The 1,720-nt window shown below is 70.2% G+C and carries 1 protein-coding gene; it reads left to right on the top strand.

What is annotated here, in order from left to right; translation table 11 throughout:
• Window positions 1–296: 296 nt before the first annotated feature.
• Complete coding sequence (gdhA, locus tag SACSA_RS0114010) at window positions 297–1,640, top strand: NADP-specific glutamate dehydrogenase (RefSeq protein ID WP_019816532.1); 1,344 nt, start codon at window positions 297–299, stop codon at window positions 1,638–1,640.
• The last annotated feature ends 80 nt before the right edge of the window (window positions 1,641–1,720 follow it).

Here is a 1,720-nt window from a genome sequence, read left to right as displayed (position 1 = left end):
CGCGCTGGTCGGCGTCGCGACGCTGGCGGGGTGCGCACTCCTGCTCATGGGCGTGGTCGCCTGGCAACCCGCGGTCGTCACCGCCGCCGTGCTCGCCTGCCTGGGGCGCCGCTCCGCCGGGCCCGCCTGAGCGTCCGCCGTGGCCACGTTCCCGCCCGCGTCGCGAACGCGGTGCGGGGACCGTGGCGGGAGACACTCTGTGCACGTGGCCGGGTCACGGGGGAGGATCGAGTCCGGGCGAAACATCACCTGATGGTGTGTCGCCGGACGAACGTCGAGGTCGAGCGGAGGTCCTAGTGCCCATTCACGAGCGGCTGGAGCAGGTCTACTCGGAGGTCCTGGCCCGCAACCCCGGTGAGGACGAGTTCCACCAGGCCGTGCGGGAAGTGCTGGAGAGCATCAGCCCCGCCGTGGGCAAGCACCCGCAGTACGCCGATGCCAAGATCGTCTCCCGGATCTGCGAGCCGGAGCGGCAGATCATCTTCCGGGTGCCCTGGGAGGACGACAACGGCGAGATCCACATCAACCGTGGCTTCCGGATGGAGTTCAACAGCGCGCTCGGGCCGTACAAGGGCGGATTGCGCTTCCACCCCTCGGTCTATCTCGGCATCGTCAAGTTCCTCGGGTTCGAGCAGATCTTCAAAAACGCCCTCACCGGGCTGCCGATCGGCGGCGGCAAGGGCGGCTCGGACTTCGACCCGAAGGGTCGCTCGGACCGCGAGATCATGCGGTTCTGCCAGAGCTTCATGACCGAGCTGCACCGCCACATCGGCGAATACACCGACGTGCCCGCCGGCGACATCGGCGTGGGCGGCCGGGAGATCGGCTACCTGTTCGGCCAGTTCAAGCGCATCACGAACCGCTACGAGTCGGGGGTGCTCACCGGCAAGAGCCTCATCCACGGCGGGGCGCAGGTGCGCACGGAGGCCACCGGCTACGGCACGGCCTACTTCGCCAACGAGATGCTCGCCGCCCGCGGCGACTCACTGGCGGGCAAGACCGTCGTCGTCTCGGGCTCCGGCAACGTGGCCGTCTACGCGATCGAGAAGGTGCACCAGCTCGGCGGCCGGGTCGTGGCCTGCTCGGACTCCGCCGGGTACGTGCTCGACCCCAAGGGGATCGACGTCGGCCTGCTCAAGGAGATCAAGGAGGTCCGGCGCGCGCGCCTGTCGACCTACGTCGACGCGGCGAGCCACGCCGAGTACGTCGACGGCAGGCAGGTGTGGGAGGTGCCGTGCGAGGTGGCGATGCCGTCGGCCACGCAGAACGAGATCACCGGGAAGGAGGCACGGCTGCTGGTCGACAACGGCTGCACGGTCGTCGCCGAGGGAGCGAACATGCCCACGACCCCGGAGGGTGTCCGGATCTTCCAGGACGGCGGAGTGGCGTTCGGCCCGGGCAAGGCCGCCAATGCGGGCGGCGTGGCGACCTCGGCGCTGGAGATGCAGCAGAACGCCTCCCGCGACTCGTGGTCGTTCGAGTACTCCGAGGACCGGCTCGAGGAGATCATGCGCGGCATCCACAGCCGCTGCCTGCGCACCGCCGAGGAATACGGCATGCCGGGTGACTACGTGGCCGGGGCCAACATCGCCGCCTACACGCGGGTCGCCGACGCCATGCTCGCGCTCGGGCTGATCTGAGTCCCGCCGCCGCGGCGCGGCCGCCCCGGACGAGACCAGGCGGCCGTGACGCGCGCCGAGCGGGTCAGCTGATGCCGACC

Origin of the sequence: Saccharomonospora saliphila YIM 90502, from assembly GCF_000383795.1 — a bacterium.
GTDB classification, from domain to species: Bacteria; Actinomycetota; Actinomycetes; order Mycobacteriales; family Pseudonocardiaceae; genus Saccharomonospora; species Saccharomonospora saliphila.
The sequence above is the reverse complement of the archived record's forward strand: the minus strand, read 5'-3'. Positions and strand labels throughout refer to the sequence as shown.